Here is an 18,337-nt window from a genome sequence, read left to right on the forward strand (position 1 = left end):
AACATTAACTAGAATTAAAATTTAAAAATATGCCAAGCGGAAAGAAAAGAAAAAGACATAAGGTAGCTACACACAAAAGAAAAAAAAGAAGAAGAGCTAACAGACATAAGAAGAAATAATCTTCTCTTCCTTTAAATATATAAATATAGTTGGTGTTTTTATTTTTAATAATACACATCAACTATATTTTCTTTTATAAAAACTACAAGCTATGAAGAAAGAATTAATCGTTTCGCATGAAGATGAGCTTACCAAAATTGCACTATTGGAAGATGGTCGCCTCTTTGAACTTCATGAAGAAGAAGATAAAACAGATTTTGTAGTTGGAGATTTATTTGTAGGAAAAGTACGCAAACTTGCCCCAAACTTGAATGCAGCTTTCGTGAATATTGGTTACGATAAAGATGCATTTCTTCATTATCAAGATCTAGGACCAGAATATCTCACCTACAAAAAATTTTTGACGGAAGTAAATTCTAAAAAGCATGAATCTTCTAGCTTAAAGAATTTTGAAATTCAAACAGAACTCAACAAAAACGGACTGATAGATAAAGTATTATCTAAAGATGATCTCGTTTTATTACAAATTACCAAAGAACCAATATCTACTAAAGGACCAAGAGTTTCTACTCAAATTTCTTTAACAGGAAGATTTTTGGTCTTAATTCCTTTTGATAATAAAGTCTCTGCCAGTAAAAAAATTATAGATTATCCTGAAAAAACCCGCCTAAAAACATTGATAGAAAGCATAAAACCAGAAGGTTTTGGCGTTATCATTAGAACTGTAGCCGAAGGAAAAAAAGTAGCAGAACTTCATAATGATATGAATGAGCTTATTAAAAAGTGGGATGCACTCTTTAATAATATAAAAAATCTAAAAGGCACAGGGAAAGTTTTAAGCGAAGATGATAAAGCATCTTCTATCATAAGAGATAATTTTAATGCAGATTTTGTAAGCATTATTTGTGATGATGCGCAAATGGTAGCAGATATGCAGAATTATCTAGAAGTAATAGCGCCCGAAAGAAAAAACATAGTTCAGTATTTTGATAATCATATTCCGCTGATGGAGTATTATAATGTTGAAAAACAACTGAAACAAAGTTTTGGAAAACATGTAAATATTGCGGGATCCAAAGGAGCCTATCTCGTGATTGAACATACGGAAGCTTTGCACGTGATAGACGTAAATTCTGGACCAAACATCTCTTCAAATTCTACAAACAGAACCCATGCTTTGACCGTAAATAAAGCTGCTGCAACAGAAATTGCACGCCAATTACGTTTGCGAGATATGGGAGGTATTATTGTGGTAGATTTTATAGATATGGGTGATGCAAAACACCGCCAAGAATTGTTTGATCACATGAAAGAAGAAATGAGCCGAGATAAATCTCGTCATAAAATTTTGCCGCCAAGTAAATTTGGGCTAGTGCAAATTACAAGACAAAGAATACGCGGTGAAAAACAAATAAAAACACAAGAAGACAACCCAAATACTGGCGGAGAAATTCTTGCACCAATCGTGGTGGTAGAAAGGATGGGAGAAGCAATAAGAACCATAATCTCTACAGAAAAAGGTAAGGTCTATTTGCATGTACATCCTTTCGTAGAAGCATTTCTGACCAAAGGATTGAGCAGTATACAAATAAAATGGTTCTTGAAATACAAAAAATGGGTAACCATTATTCCAAGAGATTCGTTTAAATATTTAGAATTTAGATTATACAATTCTAACAAAGAGGAACTGATGTCTTATTCCAACTAAAAAATTTAAACCGCAAATATTTGCGGTTTTTTTTATGAAAAAATCTTTACTAATCCTTAGTCCAATCGATCGATTTTCAAATTGTAAAAGTTATCTAGAAAAAATTTAAAATTTCTTAGTGGCTTAATTGTAAAAAAGTTCATTCATTTTTGTAATTTTACATTATGAAAATCATTGGTAGAGATCTTTTAGATAAAATAAAAAAAGCAGATTTAGACGGTGAAAAAGCGCATTCCATCTATTCGCCGCCATATAGAGACTTATTCACTTACGAGCAGATTTTAGAAAAAAATCCGAGATTTGCCGCTACAAATATTGTATTTTATTTAAAAAATAATGAATGGCATTTCCCATTAATAGTAAGAACAACAAATAAAAAAGACAAACATAGCGGACAAATTTCTTTTCCGGGTGGAAGCAGAGATGAAAGTGACCTCAACTTTGCAAATACGGCCATCCGAGAAACGTCTGAAGAAATAGGAATTCCAGAATATTACATCAAAATCATACGTGCATTAACGCCTATTTATATACCGCCGAGCAATTTTTATGTGCATCCTTTTATTTCTTATACCAAAAGAAATCCAGATTTTATTTTAGAAAAAAACGAAGTGGTAGAAATAATAGAATTCCCTATCACATCTCTGCTAAACCTTGATAATCAGCCACAATTCAAAACTTTGGAAAGCAGTAGAGGAAAAGAAGTTCCTGTTATAGATTTTCAAGGCTATCATATTTGGGGTGCAACCTCAATGATTCTTTCAGAATTGAGCCAGTTGCTGAAAAAAATGTAAATTTGCAAACTATGTTTTTATAAAAAATGGCGAAGAAAAATATTTTTGTTGATGCTTTTGGCACCCCTTATTTTTTGAAGAGAGCAATCATATTTACTCTTGGAATGATATCTTACAGAAGATTCAATGGTTTTAATAAACTTAAAATCACTGGTACAGAGAATCTTTTGGATTTACCAGATTCCAATGTCTTATTTGTTTCCAATCATCAGACCTACTTCGCAGATGTTGCAGCAATGTACCATGTAAGTTGCGCTGTAAATAATGGCTATCTAAATACCATAAAAAATCCAATTTATTTACTAAATCCTAAAGTAGATTTCTATTATGTAGCTGCAGAAGAAACCATGAATAAGGGAATTCTCGCAAGAATTTTCAAAATTGCAGGTGCAGTTACCGTAAAACGAACTTGGCGAGCAAAGGGTGAAAATGTACAAAGAAATGTAGATTTAAAAGAAGTAGATAATATTTTGAAAGCTTTGGACAATGGTTGGGTAATTACCTTTCCACAAGGGACAACCACAGCATTTGCACAAGGCAGAAAAGGAACAGCAACTTTGGTGAAAAATCAGAAACCTATTGTAATTCCTATTAAAATAAATGGATTTCGAAGAGCTTTTGATAAGAAAGGACTATTGATAAAAAAAACTGGTGTTGAGCCAAGCATGGAATTTAAAAAACCATTAGACATCAACTACGAAACCGAATCTTCCCAACAAATTTTGACAAAAATAATGAATGCGATTGAGCAATCGCAAGAATTTAATGTTTTGTATGATTATGATGAAGAACAAAAAATCATCAAAGAAGAGAAAAAGAAAATCTAAAAAGTAAATTTCATGAATTTTCAAGAAGCAGTTTCAAATGCAAAAAATTCCACTAGAATCGCAGTTTTCGCTCCCAAAATTTTCGCAGATTGTTTGCAACATTGCTTAAATTTTCATCAGGTAACTTTCAGTTTTTTTAGCGATGAAAATCAAAACGTCTTTGCTACAGATTTTCAGATTTTCCATACAGAAAATCCCGAAGAATTTAATTTAATAAAGCCAAATATTGCCTTAATCATTCCACAATCTGAAGCTGAATTTGCAAAATTAAATTTGGGCGAAATCATCAATGGTGGAGTTTTAATTTATAATGAAGATCTTGAACATCAGATTTCTGAAACGCCAGGCTTTTTCCGCAAATTATCTTTTCAAATAGCAGAAACAACCACAGATAATTTTCAAAATTTTCTAGAAACAGATTTTAGCCAAATTCCATTGCAAATTTCTGATAGAACTTTAATAGAAAACATTTTTGGTCTAAAAATTCTTTGCCAGCAAACGCAAATCATGGAAGAAGATTTTTATGAGGCCTTGATGGAGTTTCGAGCATAATTAAATCTGAAAGGTGCAAATTTGAAATGAAAGTCCATTACCTTATTTTAACTTTAATCAGGATTAATTAAACTTCTACTTTTTTAAGTTTTGTTCCTATAGTTCCTTTTGTGGTTTAAAAATTATAATGTCAGATTATCTTTTACTTTAAATTATTTTTTCACTAATTTTACCTAAAAGCATTTTGAAGTTATGAGATATCAAAAATCTGGAAAAATTCCACCAAAAAGACACACCGTATTTAAATCTGAAGAAGGAAAATTCTACTACGAACAACTTTTCGGGACAGAAGGATTTCATGGCATCGCTTCTTTATTATATCATGTTCATCGTCCAACGCAAATTATAAAAATTGGCGAACCAAAAGATGTAACCCCAAAAATTGCCGTTGCAAAAAATGTAACACCAAGAATGTTCAAAGGGATGAATGTTACGCCAGAAGACGATTTTTTGGAAAGTAGAAAAGTTCTTTTGATCAACAACGACCTAAAAATGGGTCTTGCAAAACCTAGAAAATCGACAGAATATTTCTACAAAAATGCCGAATGTGATGAAATGCTTTATATCCATAATGGAAGCGGAACTTTAAAAACTTTCGTTGGAAATTTAGAATTTTCTTTTGGAGATTATCTCATTATTCCACGCGGAACTATTTATCAGATCCATTTTGATACCGAAGAAACCGTTATTTTATTCATAGAAAGCCACTCACCTATTTACACGCCAAAACGATACAGAAATGAATTTGGCCAATTATTAGAGCATTCTCCGTTTTGCGAACGAGATATAGAAACGCCAGTTTTTCAAAAACCAATCGATGAAAAAGGTGAATTCATCATCAAAGTAAAAAAAGAAAATCAGATTACAGATTTCGTTTACGCCACGCATCCTTTTGATTTAGTAGGTTGGGACGGCTATTTCTATCCTTTTAAATTCAATATCAAAAATTTTGAGCCAATTACCGGTAGAATTCATCAACCACCGCCAGTTCATCAAACTTTTGAAGGGCACAATTTTGTAATTTGTTCGTTCTGCGCTAGAATGTTTGATTATCATCCAGACGCAATTCCCGCACCATACAATCATTCCAACATAGATTCCGACGAGGTATTATTCTACACAGAAGGAGATTTTATGAGTAGAAATCACATAGATTTGATGGATTTCACGCTTCATCCTGGTGGAATTGTTCACGGTCCACATCCAGGAGCGATGGAACGCAGCATTGGCAAAAAATTCACAGAAGAATATGCGGTGATGGTAGATCCTTTTCGTCCGTTTCAAATTACGGAGGAGGCCATGAAAGTAGAAGACGATTCCTACAAAACCTCGTGGTTAGAAAACGAAGATCATACTATTAAAGATCGATTGCAAGAATAATTTTAAAATTTTTAGAAGCAGAAAGATTTTTGCTTTTTCGAAAAACAGTGCCGGCTATCCGTTATATCTTTTGCTTCGCAAAAGGATGCCACTTCTATCCGGGCTAAAAGAAAGATTTTCGCTTTTTTCAAACGATTCATTTTGGGGTTAAATTGATTTTTAAAAATCGAATTTTTAGTTTTATAAAATGTTTTTGAATTTTGGTTTTAAATAAGTAGAACATATTTATGAATAATGATATTGAAGATATTTTTTCGTTTTTGAAAATAAATCATGGCTTCAAAACTGAAGATGAAGTACTGTTCAAAAAGTATTTTCAGCAAGAAGTATTTGAAAAAAACGATTTTGTATTAAGAGCAGGAGAAGTTTGCCACAAATTATATTTTGTAAAAAAAGGACTTTTAAGAACATTTCATACCAACCAAAATGGCATAGAATTTACCAGATTATTTGCAAGTGAAAATGAATTTTGCACCATTCTTTTAAGTTTTTCGGCAGCAATAAAAAGTGTTGCAAACATACAAGCATTAGAAAAAACAGAACTTTACAGCATTACTTTTGCACATTTCAAAGAATTTTTAGACCAATCTGAAAAAGCAAAAAATATTTACACCATTATTTTAGAGAATTTTCAAAATTTCCAGATCAAACGCTTAGAATTTTTAACCTCTTACTCATCATTAGAGAAAGTGGAATTATTTTTAAATGAAAATAAAGATTTAGAACAAAGAATTTCAGATAGAGTTATATCTACCTATCTACAAATAACCCCAGAAACTTATTCCCGTTGCAAAAAATTATTGATTTCTTGATTTGAATCAATGTTTTTTAAAATTTTTGATTTTAATTTTACAGAAATTTAAAATTATGAAAAAAATTTTTCCTATCCTTTTGTCATTATTTTTATTTACAAATATTACATGTTCGAGAGTAGTGGACGAACCTTTGGGCATTAAAAGCACTTTGAGTGGAAATGTTATAAATGAAATTACAAGTAAACCCGTAGAAGGTTATAAAATAAAGTTTGTAAAATCAAAATCTGGTTGTATAAATTGGGGATGCGGAATTTCTACTATAGAAGAAAAAATTGCTTACACTGATGAAAATGGTAATTATTCGATTGACTTTATGTACTATTTAGAATCCGATGAAACTTATGGTTTGGAAAATGATTATGATTTTCAATACGTATCTGTTTATCAACAATCGAATGGAATTAAACCAGGTAACTCAAAGATTAATATTATTGTTTGGCAACCCATAAAATTAATTATAAACACAACTGTAAAAAACAACAATTTACCTCCCGTTACATTAGGAAATAAGTTGAATGGCACTAATGATTCCTATTTTTTTGGCACTGAAAATTTCTATGAAAATAATATCACAAAAACTGTGACTTTATATACTAAACCGAATAATACTATTGATTTGGACTATTGGTACTACGAGAATTATAATTCGGGAAATCCGATAAGGCATTTAAAATCACAAACTTTAACTACAGGAATTTCTGATATAAATCTTAATCTTGAAATTGATTGTGCTACTTTTTAAAGTTCTAAAATTCTAAAACAGTTTCCAGCAAAATAATATCAACCTATCTTCAAATAACCATAGAAACTTATTCCCGTTGCAAAAAATTATTGATTTCTTGATTTGAATCAATGTTTTTAAAAATATTAGAATTTAATTTTACAGAAATTAAAAATTATGAAAACTTTAATATTCATTGTGATATTATTATTGCCAACCTTTATTTTCTCACAACAAAATAATAATTCAGAAGCAGAAAATTATTTAAAAAAATCCAACTCGAAAAGAAAAACAGCAAATATCTTAGCAATATCTGGAGGCGGATTGTTATTGACAGGAATTGTAGTATCCGCATCTAATCAACATAATCAGGAATTTCTACCAACAAATTTAGTTGTCGGTGGTTCTTTGATTACGTTGGGAGTGCTATCTGCACTTACTTCTATCCCATTTTACATTTCTTCAAATCACAACACAAAAAAGTATTTAAAAATTGTTCCATCAGCGAAATTAATCCCAAAAAATGAATTAAATCATAATACAAATTATGCAGTAATTGGTATAAATCTAAATTTTTGATTAAAGTTGACAGTTTATCCTGCTTATCGAAATTGACTTTTATCATCAATGAAAATTGGCTTTCAAAATCCTGATTTTGTACTTTTACGATCGTTTAAAAATCAAGGTAAATGATTAATTATATAAGTGCAGAAGAAGCCATTTCATTAGTAAAAAGTGGCGATAGAATTTTTTCACACGGAAGTGCATGCACACCCAATTTTTTGATAGACGAATTGGCAAGACAATCTTCTCGCTTGAAAGATGTAGAATTTGTATCCATCACGCAACAAGGCAATGTAGAAGTAGCAAAACCGCAATACAAAGATTCATTTTTCATCAATTCACTCTTCGTTTCTACACCAGTTCGTGATGCTGTTGATAGCGAACGTGGCGATTTTGTTCCCGTATTTTTAAGCGAAATCCCTATTCTTTTTAAAAATGGAATTTTAAAAATAGATGTTGCACTTATTACGGTTTCTCCACCCGATGTCCACGGATATTGCACATTAGGAACATCCGTAGATGTTGCAAGGTCTGCAGTTGATACTGCAAAAATTGTGATAGCACAAGTAAATCCCAAAATGCCAAGAACGCACGGAAATGGCATGATACATATTGATCGCATTACAAAATTGGTATTTCATGAGGAAGAACTATTGACAATTGATTATGGTGCAAAAGTTACCGATTGCGAGATGACAATTGGTAAAAATATCGCAGAATTAATTGATGATAGAAGTACGCTTCAAATGGGAATTGGCACAATTCCAGATGCAGTTTTGAGATGTTTAAACAATCATAAAGATTTAGGAATACACACCGAAATGATCAGCGATGGTATTATTGATTTAGTTGCGAATGATATTATTAATAATAGATACAAAGGAACACACCTAAACAGAACAATTACTTCTTTTGCCTTTGGTACTAAAAAATTGTATAATTATATAGACGACAATCCAAGTTTTGCTTTTATGGATGTACAACATGTGAACTACCCTATCAATATTATGAAAAATAAAAAGATGGTTGCCATCAATTCTGCTATTGAAATAGATTTAACAGGACAAGTTTGTGCAGATTCTATTGGCACATATCAATTTAGTGGTATTGGCGGACAAATGGATTTCATGCGTGGTGCAGCACTTTCCGAAGGTGGCAAACCCATCATCGCTATTTCATCCAGAACAAAAAAAGGAGTACCGAGAATTGTGCCATTTCTAAAACAAGGTGCAGGAGTTGTAACAACTCGCGGTCACATACATTACGTAGTTACAGAATTTGGTGTGGCTTATCTCTACGGAAAAAATTTGCTGCAAAGAGCAAAAGCTTTGATAGAAATTTCCCATCCAGATGATAGAGAAATGCTGGAAAAAGCGACTTTTGAGCGTTTCCGATTAGGAATGTAAGAAGCAATTTTATTTCATCAGTGTTACTCTTAAATTTACAATTCTTAAAGATTTTGATAAATTAAAAAGTTGATAAATTTGTTACGTTTCTTTACAATTTAATCTCGATTACCAGGTTTAAATTTGGTAAAATATTCAAAAATCGCAATCTAATATGAGATAGAAAAACTTTAGTTTAAAAATGAAATTACGATTTTAACCTCTGTAAAAAGTCTCTTTTGATATTTCCCAGTTGATAGTTTGAATCTACACTATGAATTTATAAAAAAAATCCGTTGCAAGACTGCAACGGATTTAATTTTTAAATCTTGAAAATTATTTATTTAATAACTTTAATTCCAGTTGCCGTAAAAGATAATTCTTTTTTTGGTTCAGTGATCATTGCAATCTCATCTTTAGATTTCTTTGCATCTTCAGCAAAATGTTTTAAATCTTCTACGGAAGTCATTTTCATTTCTGCATCTCCTTCCAAAACAACATTTTTACCTCTTAAAGCAACAGGCACGAAGAAAGAATAATCTTTCATCTTTACCATGAAGTTTTCTTTACTATTTGTTTTTACCGTCAACCAACATCCTTTTTTCTCGCAAACTTCTGTAACCGTACCCAAAACGGCAACGTTTTCGATCTTATTGGTTTTCTTCAATTTTTTCTCTAATTGTTTTGCCGTAAAAGCAGTTTTTAGAACTTCTGGAGAGACTTCTCCACCGTAAAATTCTCCTACTTTTGCTTCACCTTCTGGCGGTCCAGATTTTTGTGCGTTCACAAAACTTAATGTACTAATAGAAAGTACCAATGCAAATATTATTTTTTTCATTTTATTTTTTTGTAAAAATAGGTATTTTTTTTAAAATGAAATTTCCATAATTAAAAGTTAGCATTTTATATTTCATCACTCATTCAAATTTTTGTAAATTGGCGTTATTAAAAATAAACAATAATGTCTACACAAACATTCGCAGAAAAAATAGCGCAAGCAGAGAATTTTTTACCTATAAATGGTACAGATTATCTAGAATTTTATGTCGGAAATGCAAAGCAAGCAGCCCATTTTTACAAAACCGCTTTTGGTTTTCAATCTTTGGCTTATGCAGGTCCGGAAACTGGCGTGAGAGATCGTGCTTCTTACGTTTTGCAACAAGGCAAAATAAGATTGGTACTTACTTCTGGTTTAAATTCTGATTCGCCAATTTGCGAGCATCAAAAAAAACATGGAGACGGTGTGAAAATTCTTGCACTTTGGGTAGATGATGCCTATTCTGCGTTCGAAGAAACTACAAAACGCGGTGGAAAACCTTATCTGGAACCAATGACTATTACCGATGAACATGGTGAAGTGAGAATGTCTGGAATTTATACATATGGCGAAACCGTTCACATGTTTATCGAAAGAAAAAATTACACCGGAGCATTTATGCCAGGCTACGAAAAATGGGAAAGCGTATATAATCCTGAAGAAGTTGGTTTGCTTTATGTAGATCACTGCGTAGGAAATGTAGGTTGGGATAGAATGCTACCAACTGTAGAATGGTATGAAAAAGTGATGGGATTTGTAAATATTTTAAGTTTTGATGACAAGCAAATCAACACAGAATATTCTGCTTTGATGAGCAAAGTAATGAGCAATGGAAATGGTTTTGCAAAATTCCCAATCAACGAACCTGCAGAAGGAGCAAAAAAATCTCAAATTGAGGAATATTTAGATTTTTATGAGGGAGAAGGTGTTCAGCATATTGCAGTTGCAACAAAAGATATTATTCATACTGTAAAAACTTTAAAAGCAAGAGGGATAGAATTTTTGAGCGCACCACCAGAAGCGTACTACGAAATGATCCCGGAAAGAGTGGGAACTATTGGCGAAGACATCAAACAATTGATGGAATTGGGAATATTAGTAGATCATGATGAAGAAGGGTATTTATTGCAAATCTTCACAAAACCGATTGAAGATAGACCTACTCTATTCTTTGAAATAATAGAAAGACATGGCGCGCAAAGTTTTGGCGCTGGAAATTTCAAAGCGTTATTTGAAGCCTTGGAAAGAGAGCAAGAGAAACGTGGAAACTTGTAGTTTTCTCTTTATCATTAAATTTTTTGAAGAATTAAGGTCATTATGACTTAATGACAAAATATAACCTAAATAAACAAAGTTTATTTAGGTTAATAAAATTTAGGCTAAAGAAGTTTGGCATGATTAGAATTAAATAATACACATAATGAAAAAAATAATTTTAAGTTTCGTATTGATTTCATTTTCAATTTTAATGAATGCACAATATGGAAGTTTAGATGCAATTTTGACGAAATTGGAACAGCGGAAAGGAATTAATCAGCCGCTTGTGAAACAAGATATTTCTCGCAAAAAATTTATTTTAATAGAAGAATTTCCAGATCATACGGAAAGAAGTTTTGTAATCATCAATGGAAAAAATTTGACTTATGTAGAAATTTTTGATGATAAAAAAGATGGAACAAGTGTTTCCAATGTATTTTCTGGAGATGTACTTCAGACTAGAAAGAATATAGTTTCCATCCGCGCCAATCTTTTGGAAGGCAAAAAAATTGCAATCCCAATTACAAAAACTTTTTTTGCGACCAACCAAGACGAAATTATCTATTTGGTAGATATCAACACGAAAAAAAGGTGGATAGATGAGGCTTTCATCAATCAAACCATGAAGAAAAAAAAGAAATAGGCGACTTTTAAAACTTTTAAAACTTTTAAATAAATCTTATTTTATTACAAATCTTGCTCTCGTCCTAAAAAAAGCGATGAGTGGATTCCGATGTAAAAGCGGAAGGAACAAAAGGTATCGTCTTGAAGACGAGACTGCCCAAAAAATTAGTATCAATTTTCTCAAATACTTTAAATATTTAATATGAAATCATTTGTAAATTATACGGAAGAATCTGACTTTTCTATACACAACGTTCCATTCGGAGTTGCAGTTTTTAATCAAGAATATATTGCTTGTGCCACGAGAATTGGCGATATGGTTTTGGATCTTGCCACATTATACGATTACGGATTTTTAGAAAACATTGATGGTTTGAATGAAAATGTGTTTGAAGCCTACACTTTAAATGAATTCATAGAACTCGGAAAACCTGTAACGAATGCTGTTCGCGAGAAAATTCAGCAATTATTACTAGAAGGTTCTTTGCTTTCTAAAGATGAAAAAAGCATAGAAGATTGCTTCTTTGATTTGGATCAGGTGAAAATGATGATGCCCGTTCATGTTCCCAATTATACAGATTTCTATAGCAGTATAGAACATGCAACCAACGTGGGATCTATGTTTCGCGATCCTGCAAATGCACTTTTACCAAACTGGAAACACATTCCGGTTGGATATCATGGCAGAGCTTCTTCCATCGTTATTTCTGGGACAGATTTGCATAGACCAAAAGGACAAACGAAACCAGCAGACATGGATAAACCAATTTTTGGACCCTCTAAACAACTAGATTTCGAATTGGAAATGGGCTTCATCATCAATCAAAATACCGAAATGGGAACTTCTATTTCTGTAGGAGATGCAGAAGATTCTATTTTTGGAATGGTTTTGTTTAATGATTGGTCTGCAAGAGATATACAAGCTTGGGAATACGTTCCACTTGGACCATTTTTAGCAAAAAATTTCGGGTCTACAGTTTCACCTTGGGTGGTGACTTTAGAAGCATTAGCACCATTTAGAGCTTCTTCACCGAAACAAGATCCTGAAGTTTTGGATTATCTAAAATTTGAGGGAAACAAAAATTTTGACATCAATCTTGAAGTATTTTTACAACCAGAAAACGGTGAAGAAAACCTCATCGCACAAAGCAATTTCAAATACATGTATTGGAATATGGCGCAACAATTAGCACATCACACCATAAATGGTTGCAACGTGGAAGTTGGAGATTTGTATGCATCGGGAACCATTTCTGGTAAAGAAAAAGATTCTTACGGATCTATGCTAGAATTAACGTGGAGAGGTACAAATCCTATTCAATTAAAAGATGGAAGCGAGAGAAAATTTATTGATGATAACGATACGATTATCATGAGAGGTTTCGCGGAAAAAGATGGATTGAGAGTTGGTTTTGGGGAAGTTTCTGGGAAGATATTGGCTGCTAAACCATAGTTTATTTTTACCACATTCTTTAACTGTACTTTTTTAACCACATTAGTTTCTTTTTTTTTAGCGTTTTATTTTAGTTAGCATTAGTTCACATAAGTTTTAAAATCAGAGATTTTTATATATGAAATTATGGAAATTACACAGAAATTTATTAACGAACTAACATATAAAATAACGGGAGCATGTATTGAAGTTCATAAAATACTTGGTCCCGGTCTTTTAGAGAATGTCTATCATCAGTGTTTGAAGAAGGAATTCTCACTTCTAAATTTAAGAACTAAATCCGAATTAGAAATACCATTAGATTACAAAGGTGAAATTGTAGATTACAAAGGTGAAATTGTAGATTGCAAAGTAAAATGCGATTTCTTAATTGAAGATTTGATTATTCTCGAATTAAAATCTGTTGTAGAATTTCACGATATTCATCGAGCGCAAACTTTGAATTACATGAATTTACTAAAAGTACCTAAAGGAATTCTTATAAACTTCAATGTCAACAATCTATATCACGAGGGACATGAAACTTTTGTTAATAAATACTTTTCTAATTTGCCTAAAAATTGAAATCTAAATTAAAAATCTTTGATTTTGAAAACTAATGTGAAACTAAATATCCTCAAGATAAATAACTAAAAACTTATGTGACTAATGCTTCAAAAAAATTCCAATATGAAATCCATCAATATAAAAGACCTTAATAATTTTGAATTGCAAACACTTTTGCAGACAGCTGTTGCACCACGTCCGATTGCTCTTGCATCTACCATTGATAAAGATGGAAATGTAAATCTATCGCCGTTTAGTTTTTTTAATCTTTTTAGCAGTAATCCTCCGGTTTTGATATTTTCTCCAGCAAGAAGAGTCCGAGATAATACCACCAAACACACGTTAGAGAATGTGTTGGAAGTTCCAGAAGTCGTTATTGGTAACGTGAACTTTGAAATGGTGCAGCAAGTTTCTCTGTCTTCTACGGAATATGAAGATGGCGTGAATGAATTTGTGAAAACAGGACTAACCATGAAACCTGCAGATTTGATAAAACCACCTTTAATTGTAGAAAGTCCAGTAAACATGGAATGCAAAGTTCTGGAAGTGAAATCTTTAGGACCTAATGGTGGTGCTGGAAATTTGGTAATTTGTGAAGTTGTAAAAATTCATGTGCGAGAAGAATTTTTAAATGAAAATGGAAATTTAGATCAAACAAAACTGAATTTAGTTTCTAGATTGGGTAGTAGTTGGTATGGAAAAACCTCGGTAGACACACTATTTGAAGTCCCAAAACCATTGCAAAAGAAAGGAATTGGCTATGATCAACTACCGCAATCGATAAAAAATTCTAAAGTTTTTACCGGTAATGATTTGGGAATGCTCGCCAATGTGGAGGAATTGCTGAAAGGCAACTTTTCTGCTGATGAGAAAATCCATTTTGAAGCCCAAAAACTTTTACTAGAAAGTAAAACTGCCGAAGCTTGGAAAATTTTGAATTCGAATAATTAATGAATAGAAAATTCCATTTTTTATTAATACTTGTCATTTTTCAAAGCTGTTTTGTTCCTGTACGGCGAGATTATCTTGGTTTTAGTCCGGCACTGGCATTTAATAATGAAAAAAAATGGTTGATCAATGATCTTTTTTCAGATCTTACATCTGTGCAAAGAGAACATTTAGATCGTAAAATTTTGGCAGAATTTAATTATTTAAGCGGCGGAAAGGCTTTTTCTGTGGCTGAGGCAAAAAGTAAAAATTTATTGCCTTCTAACATATCTTATACACCAAATGAGACGGAATTAGAAAATTTAAGAACCAATACTGATTTTGATTTTTTGGTAAATGTAAGAACCGTACAATTAAGAGATGAAGTATCTACTTTTGAGCTAAATAAACCACTTCAGTACAGTAAAAATTCTGCTTTTGCCTTGCTAGAAGTTTACGATTTAAAAACTGGCAAAAAGATATATTATCAAAAAGCATTTTCTGAAATGGACTTAGATCGGCAGCAAAACTATCCTGAAATATCTACAGAAAACGCGAACCGGAACCTACAAGAAAATAGAAATAAAGGTCCGTTTTTCACGTATTCTGCTTCGTCTTTATCAATTAAAAATTTAAAGAAAATTTTGAAAGATATTGATAAAAAAGCCGTTAAATAAAATCAATTTTTCAAAGAAATAAAAATTTTACAAAGCATTGTTAGAACTTTAAGCTCTAGCTACGCTATTTTTTATCAAAAAAATCTATTGCAGATTTTACAGCCAAATTCATAGCAACAGGAAGTTTAAAATCCTTCCAAGGTTCCTTAGAATTGAAGGTGTGTCCAGTATTTTCTATCAGTAATAATTTAGAATTTGCAATCCATTTTGATAGATTTTCCGCAGCAGAAACATCTACACTTTCATCTTGGCTTCCATGAATGATCAATGTAGGAATTTTTATATTTTTTGCAGCCTTTTGAATATTGAACCTTTCTTTATTTTCTAAATAATCATTTAAAAATTGAATTTTGTGCGGCATTTGTTGCTTCGTTCGGCTGTTGTAGGTTTCATAAACGCCTGTAGCTTTCCAATCTTCTAGCTTCTCACCAGTCACAAATCTATCCATAGAATCTACACTTCCCATCGTAATTAATGAAGATATTCTGGAATCTTCACCCGCTTTTAAAATACAAATTCCTCCGCCTCGACTATGTCCGATTAAAGAAATTTTATCTTGATTTACATTTTCAAATTTTGAAAAATAATCAATCACCACTTCCAAATCTTCTAATTCTTGGCTATAATTATTCTCCGAAAAAGCTTCAATATCAGTAAATTCGGATGTATTTTCTGTGCCAATTCCGTTCATAGAAAAATTGAAATTAACGAACAGAAAACCTGCTTTTGCAAATTTTTCTGCCATTAAATTCCATGCTCCCCAATCTTTGAAACCTTTGTAGCCATGAGCAAAAATGACTAAAGGTAATTTTCCATCTATTTCTGGAATATAGAAATCTGCAAGAAATTTTCTGCCTTGTTTATTTTCTAAAATGATGTTTTTTTCTGTTTTAAATTTCATCTGAATTTATTTTCAAGTTTAAATTTACGCAATAATATATAAGTTTGAAACTAATCGATATAAATCATAAAAAAACCCTTTCAAAAGTTGAAAGGGTTTGTTTGTATTGAAAAAGTAATTACCAGATTTTCACTCTATCTTCTGGTTTTTTGTACAATTTATCACCTGGTTTTACACCAAAAGCTTCATAAAAAGCATCGGCATTTACCAATGGACCAAAACTTCTGAAATATCCTGGAGAATGCGGATCTGTTTTCACTTGGTTTAGTTTGTTTTGCTCAGTTGCCAAAGTTCTCCAAACCGTACCCCAACTCAAAAAGAATCTTTGATTTTGTGTATAACCACTTATTTCACCTGGATTTCCGTGATCTTTCAAATACATTTGCAAAGCATCATAAGCGATATTTACACCACCCAAATCTGCAATATTTTCACCATTCGTGAAAGTTCCATTGATGAAAGTTCCTTTCACAGGTTCGTAAGTATCGTATTGAGAAGCTAAAGCTGTAGTTACTTTTGTGAAATTTGTATTATCTTCTGGTGTCCACCAATCTTTTAGGTTTCCATCTCCGTCAAATTGTGCACCAGAATCATCAAAACCATGGGTAATTTCATGACCGATAACCGCGCCAATTCCGCCAAAATTTACAGCAGCATCTGCTTCAAAATTAAAAAATGGTGGCTGCAAAATAGCTGCAGGAAATACAATTTCGTTGTTTACGGGATTGTAGTATGCATTCACAGTTTGTGGCGTCATTCCCCATTCTGCTTTATCTACTGGCTTCCCTATTTTATCTAATTGCCTTTGATATTGCCATTCTCCCACATTTTGAAGATTTTTATAAAGCGTACCACCTTCGTTTGTACCTGCAATATTTAATTTAGAATAATCTTTCCAAGTATCTGGATATGCTACTTTTACGGTGAATTTATTCAACTTATCCAAAGCTTTTACTTTGGTTGTAGAAGACATCCATTGAAGATTGTTGATGTGGCTTGCGAAACTTTTCTTTAAATATCCTATTAATTCTACCATTTCGGTTTTTGCTGCTGCAGGAAAATATTTATCTACATACAATTTCCCAAATGCTTCTCCCAAAACGCCACCAATCATTTGGTAACCTCTCTTGTTCATAGCTCTTTGCTCTTTTTGACCGTTCAAATATTTGCTATAGAAATCAAATTCAATATCATCTAATTTCTGAGAAAGCACGCTTGCTCCTCCAGAAATCTTCTTATATTTCATGAAATCTTTTAGCAATGGTAAATTTTTAGCATTTAAAAATTTATCAAGATTTTGATAATATTTTAATTCGCCAATGATGGCAATATCTGTATTTACTCCCGCATCTTTCAAATATTTTGGTAGGTCAATATTCTTCACCAATTTTGTAAGCTCTGCGTTGCTTTTCGGGTTATATTGCAAAGTATTATCTCTAGCTTCTTCATTTGTCAATAAAGATTGCGCTGTCAATTTTTCAAAATCTACAATACTTTTTGCCGTTGCAGAAGAATTTTTGTAACCCAATTGATCCAACATTGTTGCAACATATTTGGTATATTCTCCAATTACTTCTGTATTTTTTTCGTTGGTTTTTTGGTAATAATCTCTTCCTAAGCCTAAAGAAATATCTCCAAGATAAACAGCATTCATCGTAGAATTCTTCAAATCTGCATAAACTCCCCAACTATAAAAAGGATTGTCTCCTTCTTTTGTAGCTTCTACCAAATAATTTTGAAAATCCGTCATGTTTTTAATGGCGTCTATTTTCGCAAGATCTGCTTTTAATGGTGCAATCCCATCAGCATTTCTTTTATTCATATCCATATAAGTGGCATACAAATCTTGAATTTTCTTGCCTTCACTTCCGGCTGCAAATTTATCACTCAAAAGTGAGTTCAAAATTGTCATAGAATTATTATCCGTATCTTCTCTCAATTTATTGAAAGATCCCCAACTGCTTTTATCAGAAGGAATTACGGCAGTTTTCATCCAATTCCCATTCACAAAATCGTAAAAATTATCTTGTGGGCGAACAGAAGTATCAAAATCTTTGAGCATTAAACCTTTTTCTTGCGTTGCCATTTTTTCTTGCATTGGTGGCGACATTTCCATAGAAGATTCTTTGGTTGGCTCTGGTGTTACAGCCATTTTAGTTTTGCAAGATTCTACAGCAAGCAAGCCTGCTACAGCAATAATTGCCAATATTGATTTTTTCATAAAATATCGATTATTAATAAATTAAAATTATAAAATATAAGTAGTAAAAATACGGAAATAGTTACCGATTGTAACTTTTTTTTAAGAAAATTTACCGCTTTTAATATT

18 protein-coding genes are annotated in these 18,337 nt (G+C 32.0%); 15 read left to right on the top strand and 3 right to left on the bottom strand.

Going from position 1 to position 18,337, the window contains the following annotated elements; all coding sequences use genetic code 11:
* The first annotated feature begins 211 nt into the window (after positions 1–211).
* The 9 genes from HNQ03_RS03950 (at position 212) to HNQ03_RS03990 (ending at position 8,827) form a co-directional block, all read left to right on the top strand.
* Entirely contained in the window at positions 212–1,768 is a 1,557-nt protein-coding gene (locus HNQ03_RS03950; protein ID WP_173778360.1) for an Rne/Rng family ribonuclease, read from the top strand.
* A gap of 164 nt (positions 1,769–1,932) precedes the next feature.
* Positions 1,933–2,562 (top strand): NUDIX hydrolase, encoded by a 630-nt coding sequence (locus tag HNQ03_RS03955; protein WP_173778361.1) that lies wholly within the window; start codon positions 1,933–1,935, stop codon positions 2,560–2,562.
* 26 nt (positions 2,563–2,588) lie between these two features.
* Positions 2,589–3,389, top strand: a complete 801-nt coding sequence (locus HNQ03_RS03960; protein WP_173778362.1) for a lysophospholipid acyltransferase family protein — start codon at positions 2,589–2,591, stop codon at positions 3,387–3,389.
* Positions 3,390–3,401: 12 nt separating this feature from the next.
* Positions 3,402–3,941, top strand: a complete 540-nt coding sequence (locus tag HNQ03_RS03965; RefSeq protein WP_173778363.1) for a hypothetical protein — start codon at positions 3,402–3,404, stop codon at positions 3,939–3,941.
* A 192-nt stretch (positions 3,942–4,133) separates the two neighbouring features.
* Positions 4,134–5,321 carry a homogentisate 1,2-dioxygenase gene (locus tag HNQ03_RS03970; protein ID WP_173778364.1) on the top strand — a complete coding sequence of 396 codons (1,188 nt, stop codon included), beginning with the start codon at positions 4,134–4,136 and terminating at the stop codon, positions 5,319–5,321.
* A gap of 227 nt (positions 5,322–5,548) precedes the next feature.
* Positions 5,549–6,133 carry a Crp/Fnr family transcriptional regulator gene (locus HNQ03_RS03975; protein WP_173778365.1) on the top strand — a complete coding sequence of 195 codons (585 nt, stop codon included), beginning with the start codon at positions 5,549–5,551 and terminating at the stop codon, positions 6,131–6,133.
* Between the two features lie 55 nt (positions 6,134–6,188).
* A complete protein-coding gene (locus HNQ03_RS03980; RefSeq protein ID WP_173778366.1) occupies positions 6,189–6,878 on the top strand; it encodes a hypothetical protein in 690 nt (229 codons plus the stop codon).
* 156 nt (positions 6,879–7,034) lie between these two features.
* Positions 7,035–7,436, top strand: coding sequence for a hypothetical protein (locus HNQ03_RS03985; protein WP_173778367.1), 402 nt, complete (start codon positions 7,035–7,037; stop codon positions 7,434–7,436).
* Between the two features lie 110 nt (positions 7,437–7,546).
* The gene (locus tag HNQ03_RS03990; protein WP_173778368.1) at positions 7,547–8,827 is read left to right on the top strand and encodes an acetyl-CoA hydrolase/transferase family protein; all 1,281 of its coding nucleotides are present in this window, start codon (positions 7,547–7,549) and stop codon (positions 8,825–8,827) included.
* 319 nt (positions 8,828–9,146) lie between these two features.
* Here HNQ03_RS03990 and HNQ03_RS03995 read toward each other — a convergent pair whose 3' ends face one another.
* Entirely contained in the window at positions 9,147–9,644 is a 498-nt protein-coding gene (locus HNQ03_RS03995) for a DUF4920 domain-containing protein (protein ID WP_173778369.1), read from the bottom strand.
* A 123-nt stretch (positions 9,645–9,767) separates the two neighbouring features.
* On the opposite strand from HNQ03_RS03995, the gene hppD reads away from it, so the two are divergent.
* The 6 genes from hppD to HNQ03_RS04025 all read left to right on the top strand — a co-directional run bounded on the left by hppD (position 9,768) and on the right by HNQ03_RS04025 (position 15,107).
* Complete coding sequence (hppD, locus tag HNQ03_RS04000) at positions 9,768–10,898, top strand: 4-hydroxyphenylpyruvate dioxygenase (protein ID WP_173778370.1); 1,131 nt, start codon at positions 9,768–9,770, stop codon at positions 10,896–10,898.
* Between the two features lie 145 nt (positions 10,899–11,043).
* Positions 11,044–11,523: a hypothetical protein gene (locus HNQ03_RS04005; RefSeq protein WP_173778371.1), complete on the top strand. Its 480-nt coding sequence runs from the start codon at positions 11,044–11,046 to the stop codon at positions 11,521–11,523.
* Positions 11,524–11,706: 183 nt separating this feature from the next.
* Positions 11,707–12,957 carry a fumarylacetoacetase gene (gene fahA / locus HNQ03_RS04010; RefSeq protein WP_173778372.1) on the top strand — a complete coding sequence of 417 codons (1,251 nt, stop codon included), beginning with the start codon at positions 11,707–11,709 and terminating at the stop codon, positions 12,955–12,957.
* Positions 12,958–13,083: 126 nt separating this feature from the next.
* Complete coding sequence (locus HNQ03_RS04015) at positions 13,084–13,521, top strand: GxxExxY protein (RefSeq protein ID WP_173778373.1); 438 nt, start codon at positions 13,084–13,086, stop codon at positions 13,519–13,521.
* Positions 13,522–13,626: 105 nt separating this feature from the next.
* Positions 13,627–14,454 (top strand): flavin reductase family protein, encoded by an 828-nt coding sequence (locus HNQ03_RS04020; RefSeq protein WP_173778374.1) that lies wholly within the window; start codon positions 13,627–13,629, stop codon positions 14,452–14,454.
* Positions 14,454–15,107: a hypothetical protein gene (locus HNQ03_RS04025; RefSeq protein WP_173778375.1), complete on the top strand. Its 654-nt coding sequence runs from the start codon at positions 14,454–14,456 to the stop codon at positions 15,105–15,107. Before HNQ03_RS04020 ends, HNQ03_RS04025 begins: the two co-directional genes overlap by 1 nt.
* 64 nt (positions 15,108–15,171) lie before the next feature.
* Here HNQ03_RS04025 and HNQ03_RS04030 read toward each other — a convergent pair whose 3' ends face one another.
* Positions 15,172–16,008 (bottom strand): alpha/beta hydrolase family protein, encoded by an 837-nt coding sequence (locus HNQ03_RS04030; RefSeq protein ID WP_173778376.1) that lies wholly within the window; start codon positions 16,006–16,008, stop codon positions 15,172–15,174.
* A gap of 118 nt (positions 16,009–16,126) precedes the next feature.
* Positions 16,127–18,229, bottom strand: a complete 2,103-nt coding sequence (locus tag HNQ03_RS04035; RefSeq protein WP_173778377.1) for a M13 family metallopeptidase — start codon at positions 18,227–18,229, stop codon at positions 16,127–16,129.
* Between the last annotated feature and the right edge of the window lie 108 nt (positions 18,230–18,337).

The organism is Frigoriflavimonas asaccharolytica (assembly GCF_013294015.1).
GTDB lineage: Bacteria > Bacteroidota > Bacteroidia > Flavobacteriales > Weeksellaceae > Frigoriflavimonas > Frigoriflavimonas asaccharolytica.

Excerpts from the sequence above, each read along its gene's own strand:
- HNQ03_RS03950 (WP_173778360.1), top strand. The coding sequence starts at position 212 with ATGAAGAAAGAATTAATCGTTTCGCATGAAGATGAGCTTACCAAAATT.
- HNQ03_RS03955 (WP_173778361.1), top strand. The coding sequence starts at position 1,933 with ATGAAAATCATTGGTAGAGATCTTTTAGATAAAATAAAAAAAGCAGAT.
- HNQ03_RS03960 (WP_173778362.1), top strand. The coding sequence starts at position 2,589 with ATGGCGAAGAAAAATATTTTTGTTGATGCTTTTGGCACCCCTTATTTT.
- HNQ03_RS03965 (WP_173778363.1), top strand. The coding sequence starts at position 3,402 with ATGAATTTTCAAGAAGCAGTTTCAAATGCAAAAAATTCCACTAGAATC.
- HNQ03_RS03970 (WP_173778364.1), top strand. The coding sequence starts at position 4,134 with ATGAGATATCAAAAATCTGGAAAAATTCCACCAAAAAGACACACCGTA.
- HNQ03_RS03975 (WP_173778365.1), top strand. The coding sequence starts at position 5,549 with ATGAATAATGATATTGAAGATATTTTTTCGTTTTTGAAAATAAATCAT.
- HNQ03_RS03980 (WP_173778366.1), top strand. The coding sequence starts at position 6,189 with ATGAAAAAAATTTTTCCTATCCTTTTGTCATTATTTTTATTTACAAAT.
- HNQ03_RS03985 (WP_173778367.1), top strand. The coding sequence starts at position 7,035 with ATGAAAACTTTAATATTCATTGTGATATTATTATTGCCAACCTTTATT.
- HNQ03_RS03990 (WP_173778368.1), top strand. The coding sequence starts at position 7,547 with ATGATTAATTATATAAGTGCAGAAGAAGCCATTTCATTAGTAAAAAGT.
- HNQ03_RS03995 (WP_173778369.1), bottom strand. The coding sequence starts at position 9,644 with ATGAAAAAAATAATATTTGCATTGGTACTTTCTATTAGTACATTAAGT.
- hppD (WP_173778370.1), top strand. The coding sequence starts at position 9,768 with ATGTCTACACAAACATTCGCAGAAAAAATAGCGCAAGCAGAGAATTTT.
- HNQ03_RS04005 (WP_173778371.1), top strand. The coding sequence starts at position 11,044 with ATGAAAAAAATAATTTTAAGTTTCGTATTGATTTCATTTTCAATTTTA.
- fahA (WP_173778372.1), top strand. The coding sequence starts at position 11,707 with ATGAAATCATTTGTAAATTATACGGAAGAATCTGACTTTTCTATACAC.
- HNQ03_RS04015 (WP_173778373.1), top strand. The coding sequence starts at position 13,084 with ATGGAAATTACACAGAAATTTATTAACGAACTAACATATAAAATAACG.
- HNQ03_RS04020 (WP_173778374.1), top strand. The coding sequence starts at position 13,627 with ATGAAATCCATCAATATAAAAGACCTTAATAATTTTGAATTGCAAACA.
- HNQ03_RS04025 (WP_173778375.1), top strand. The coding sequence starts at position 14,454 with ATGAATAGAAAATTCCATTTTTTATTAATACTTGTCATTTTTCAAAGC.
- HNQ03_RS04030 (WP_173778376.1), bottom strand. The coding sequence starts at position 16,008 with ATGAAATTTAAAACAGAAAAAAACATCATTTTAGAAAATAAACAAGGC.
- HNQ03_RS04035 (WP_173778377.1), bottom strand. The coding sequence starts at position 18,229 with ATGAAAAAATCAATATTGGCAATTATTGCTGTAGCAGGCTTGCTTGCT.